This window comes from Streptomyces sp. NPDC005706 (assembly GCF_040631045.1).
Classification (GTDB): Bacteria; Actinomycetota; Actinomycetes; order Streptomycetales; family Streptomycetaceae; genus Streptomyces.
In genome coordinates this window covers 1-4,710 of sequence record NZ_JBEXYS010000067.1, presented here as the reverse complement: position 1 = coordinate 4,710, position 4,710 = coordinate 1, and the positions used below count along the sequence as shown (strand labels likewise).

At 74.7% G+C, this 4,710-nt stretch carries 6 protein-coding genes; 5 read left to right on the top strand and 1 reads right to left on the bottom strand.

Annotated elements, in window-relative coordinates; translation table 11 throughout:
• From ABZ478_RS39190 to ABZ478_RS39170, 5 genes are all read left to right on the top strand, one after another.
• The coding region (locus tag ABZ478_RS39190) for a response regulator transcription factor (protein WP_359557566.1) at window positions 1-334 on the top strand (334 nt) is incomplete at its 5' end.
• A 242-nt stretch (window positions 335-576) separates the two neighbouring features.
• Window positions 577-1,197, top strand: coding sequence for a hypothetical protein (locus tag ABZ478_RS39185; protein ID WP_359557564.1), 621 nt, complete (start codon window positions 577-579; stop codon window positions 1,195-1,197).
• Window positions 1,198-1,385: 188 nt separating this feature from the next.
• Window positions 1,386-2,330 (top strand): universal stress protein, encoded by a 945-nt coding sequence (locus ABZ478_RS39180; RefSeq protein ID WP_359557563.1) that lies wholly within the window; start codon window positions 1,386-1,388, stop codon window positions 2,328-2,330.
• Between the two features lie 98 nt (window positions 2,331-2,428).
• Window positions 2,429-3,154, top strand: a complete 726-nt coding sequence (locus ABZ478_RS39175; RefSeq protein ID WP_359557562.1) for a CBS domain-containing protein — start codon at window positions 2,429-2,431, stop codon at window positions 3,152-3,154.
• A gap of 123 nt (window positions 3,155-3,277) precedes the next feature.
• Window positions 3,278-4,192, top strand: coding sequence for a universal stress protein (locus ABZ478_RS39170; RefSeq protein WP_359557560.1), 915 nt, complete (start codon window positions 3,278-3,280; stop codon window positions 4,190-4,192).
• 50 nt (window positions 4,193-4,242) lie between these two features.
• On the opposite strand, the gene ABZ478_RS39165 is transcribed toward ABZ478_RS39170, so the two are convergent.
• Window positions 4,243-4,710 (bottom strand): C40 family peptidase (locus ABZ478_RS39165; protein ID WP_359557558.1); only part of this gene is annotated, 468 nt, incomplete at its 5' end.

Here is a 4,710-nt window from a genome sequence, read left to right as displayed (position 1 = left end):
GGACCTGGTGTCCGCCGTACGCACCGTGGCCCGCGGCCAGTCCCTGCTCGACCCGAGCGCCACCGCCAGGCTGATGGCCCGGCTGCGCGGCGGCCAGGAGCCGCAGGAGGAGCCGGACGAGCTGCCCGGCCTGACCGACCGCGAACGGGAGATCCTGGCCCTCATCGGCGAAGGACTGACGAATCGTCAGATCGGCCAGCGGCTGTACCTCGCCGAGAAGACGGTGAAGAACCACATCTCCCGGCTGCTCGCCAAACTCGGCGTCGAGCGCCGCGTCCAGGCCGCCGTGATCGCCACCCAGGTGATGGGCCGCCAGAAGCCGGGCGGCAGCTGACGTCAGGAGACATGGGAGAGGTGCCCGGCCGTTCGTTCCGGCCGGGCATCTCTGTGTCGTGACGCGGGTTCTGCCGATCGGCGCACCGCCCGCGCTCCTCGCCGCCCGCCAACGGGCCCGGCGGACAGGGACGTTCAGCCCCACCGACGGAGCCCTTCGGCATCGGGTGCGGGGCGGCGCACACCGCGAGAGTGGAGGCGTCAAGCAAACGAGGACCTGAACTCACCGAAGGGAACGCCATCATGGCCGTGCACGAGCACTCTCACCGCACCGCGGGCTTGCGCCTGTTCTCCCGCGGTCCCCGGACCCACTCGGCGGCCACCGCCCCGATGAGCCTCGTCACGCACACCGCGCGGGACCTCGCCCTGGCGTCGCTGCGGCTGCTGACCGGGTTCGTGTTCCTGTGGGCGTTCCTGGACAAGGCCTTCGGGCTCGGTTACGCCACCTCGTCGGGCGGGGGCTGGATCGACGGCGGGTCGCCGACGAAGGGTTTCCTGAGTTCGGTGGCCGCCGGGCCGATGGAGTCGGCGTTCCACGCGTGGGCCGGGGCGGGCTGGGCGGACTGGCTGTTCATGCTCGGTCTGCTGGGCATCGGGGCGGCCGTGACGGCGGGGGCGGCGCTGCGGCCGGCGGCGCTGGCCGGGACGGCGATGATGGCGCTGATGTGGCTGGCCGAGTGGCCGCCGGCCAGGCAGTTGTCGGACGGCTCGCCGAGCATGTCGACCAACCCGTTCGCCGAATACCACGAGATCTACGCGGTGGCGCTGATCGCCGTGGCGGCCGCCGGCGCGGGCACCACCTGGGGCCTTGGCCGGCTGTGGGCCCGGCTCCCCGTCGTCCGCGACCACACCTGGCTGCGCTGACCCCCGTGCCGGGACGGCCCACTCGCGAGGCCGCCCGGCCACCGGCCGCCAGGGCCCATCGGCCCGCCCGAGGGACCGGCGGCCCCTGACACCACAGACCTGCTCGGACGACGCTGGAACCGGGACCGGAGGGCCCCCGATCCAGGAACGGGACCGGAGGGTCCCCGATCCAGGAAGTGGAGAAGACCATGCCCCGCACCATCACCGTAGGGCTCGACGGCTCGCCCGAGAGCCGCGCCGCCGCGGAGTGGGCCGCCCGCGAGGCGAACCCGCGCGGACTGCCGGTGAAGCTGGTCCACGTGTGGCAGCCGCTGCCCGAGCCCATGGACCGGGCCCCGCTGCCGGGCGCCGAGGCCCGCCGGTACGGGACCGGGCAGGACGAGAGCGGGGCCTCCCGGGCAGAGGGCTGGGGGAACATGCTGCGGGAGGTGGCCGAGGGCCTGCGGCTGCGCCACCCCGGCCTCGAGGTGGTCACCGAACAGCTCACCGGCCGGCCCGCCGAGGTACTGGCCGGGATCGCGGAGGACGCGGAGACCCTCGTACTCGGCTCCCGCGGCCCAGGGGGCGTCGGCGGCTTCCTGGTCGGTTCGGTCGGCCTCGCGGTCCTGGCGCACACCGAGCGGCCCGTGGTCCTGGTCCGTGCCGGCGAACAGGCCGCGGACGAACACGAACAGGACCCTGCGGGCATCCCCTCCGCGGCCACCCCGTTCCGGCCGGTCCTGCTCGGCCTGGACACCGCCGGCCCGGACGCGGCACCGATCGAGTTCGCTTTCGAGACCGCCGCGCGCCGCGGCGTACCGCTGCGCGTGCTGCACGGCTGGAACCCGCCCTACTACTACCCCTACGGCCCGGCGCCCGACCCCGAGGTCACCGCGATGGTGGCGCGGAGCGACGCCGCAGCCCTGGCCGAGGCGCTGGAACCCTGGCAGCGGAAGTACCCGGACGTCGAGGTCGTCGCCGAGTCCCGTAGCGAGAGCCCCTCGGCCGCCCTCGTCGAAGCCGCCCGTGACGCCTCCCTGGTCGTCGTCGGCCGGCGCATCCGCCGCTCGGGCGTGGGTACCCACATCGGTCCGGTGACCCACGCCGTACTGCACCACGCGACCGCCCCCGTCGCCGTCGTGGCCCACGACTGAGCGCACCGGAAGCGGAACCGGAGGGGAGAACGAGTCATGAGGGCAGCGGTCGTGCGGACCCGCTGGGCGCCGCGAGGTGAGCTGAGGGAGGGAACACCATGAAGCACGACAAGGTCGGCTCCGTGATGACAACCGAGGTCGTCCGGGCGGCGTACGGCACCCCGTTCAGGGAAGTGGCACGGCTGCTCGCCGAACACCGGATCAGCGGACTGCCGGTGGTCGACGAGGACGAGAAGGTCGTCGGCGTCCTGTCCGAGACCGACCTGGTGGCCCGTCAGGCCGAGCCGCCCGAGCCCGCCCGGCGCCGGCTGCCCGCCCTGGCGCTGACCGGAGCCGCCCGGCGGCGCGCCGCCAAGGGCCGGGCCCGCACGGCCGGCCAGTTGATGACCGAGCCACCCGTCACCGTGGGCGCCGGGGCCACCGTCGCCCAGGCCGCCCGGACCATGACCGAGCGGGGCGTGGAACGGCTGCCCGTCGTGGACGAGGAGGACCGGTTGGTCGGCATCGTCACCCGGCGCGACCTGCTCCAGGTCTTCCTCAAGCCGGACCGGGGCATCCGCGACGAAGTGATCGAGGAGATCCTGCGGCGCGCGCTGTGGCTGCCGCCGCGGAGCATCGACGTCTCCGTGGTGGAGGGCGTGGTGACCCTCGCCGGCCGGATGGAGCGCAGGAGCGACACGGAGATCGCCGTCTCGACGACCCGCCGGATCGACGGCGTCGTGGCCGTGGTCGACCGGCTCACCTACCGCCTGGACGACTCCCACCTGCGGCCCGCCCGGCATGAGCCGCACGGCGTCACCGAGGACCGGCTGCGCAGCCTGTGAGAGGCGCTGGACGGCGACGCCCGCCAGGGCGCCGGCCGCTCCACGCGCGAACACGCGGCGCCTGCCGCCGGGGGCCGCGCGAACCGGCACCAACGAGCAGAACCCCTACAGGAGGTGGGCACCATGCCCGCACCCGAGTCCGCACCCGTCGTCGCCGGAGTCGACGGATCACCCGAAAGCCTCGCCGCCGCCGAGTGGGCGGCCCGCGAGGCGGCGCGGCGCGACCGGCCACTGCGCCTGATCCACGCCAGGGAGTGGCATCCGGCCGGGCCGGACGGCGAGCCCGTGAACGCCACGCGGCGGCAGCCGGCGCCACCGGCCCTGCGCCGGGCGGAGGAACGGATCCACGGCGCGGTCCCCGCCGCGAGCGTCACCGACGAGGAGGTGGAGGGCCCGGCGACCGCCGCCCTGCTGAAGGCGGCCGAACGGGCGGAGTTGCTCGTCCTGGGCTCGCGCGGGCTGACCGGTCTCGCCGGGTTCCTGGTGGGGTCCGTGGCCCTGGGAGTGGTCGGGCAGGCCACCGGCCCCGTCGTCCTGGTCAGGGCGGGCGAGGACGCCGCGGACGAGCATCTGCCGGCCGCGGGTGGCGGCGCCTCGACCCGCACCGGCTACCGCGACGTGGTGCTGGCTCTCGACGTCAAGGACCCGTGCGACGAGGTCATCGAGTTCGCCTTCGAGGCGGCCCGGCGGCGGCGGGCCCGGCTGCGCGCGGTGCACGCCTGGCAGTCGCCGCCGGCCTTCGGTCTCGGCCCCGGTGACATCGCCCTGGTGGACGGTCCCTGCCGGGCGGGGGAGTGGCAGGGCTTCGTCTCCGCCGTCCTCCAGGTCTGGCGGGACAAGTACCCCGACGTGGATGTCCTGGAGACGGTCGTACGGGAGAAGCCGGCCACCGCGCTGGTGCGGGCCGCGTCCGGCGCGAGCCTGCTCGTGGTGGGCCGCCGTCTCACCGGCCGGCCGGCGCTGGTGCGTACGGGCCCGGTCACCCACGCCGCGATACGTCACGTCGGCTGCCCCGTGGCCGTCGTACCGCACCACTGAGCCGGCGGCCGGTCACCAGGGCGCCGCCGCCGGTCACCGCGTGAAGAGGGTCAGACGCGGACGCCGAACATGAACGGCCCGCCGATGGTGTCCATCGACTCGTACCGCACGACCGTGCCGGTGCGAGGGGCGTGCAGCACCTGGCCGTTGCCGGCGTAGAGGCCGACGTGGTGCAGGTCGTTGAAGAAGAAGACCAGGTCGCCGACCTGGAGCTGGCCGCGGGTGAGGCGGGTGCCGATGCCGGACTGGGCCTCGGAGGTGCGGGGTATGGAGACGCCGGCCTGGGCGTAGGCCCAGGAGGTCAGGCCCGAGCAGTCGTAGGAGGAGGGGCCGGTCGCGCCGTAGACGTACGGGGTGCCGATCTTGCTCTGCGCGGCGGAGAACGCCGCGGCGGCCCGGCCGGACGCGGAGGAGTCGTTGCCCAGGTCCACCCGGTCGCTGGAGGAGCGGTTGGCCCGCTGCTGCTCGGCGGCGAGGGCCGCCTTCTCCTTGGCGGTCAGGGTGTTGAGCAGCTTCTG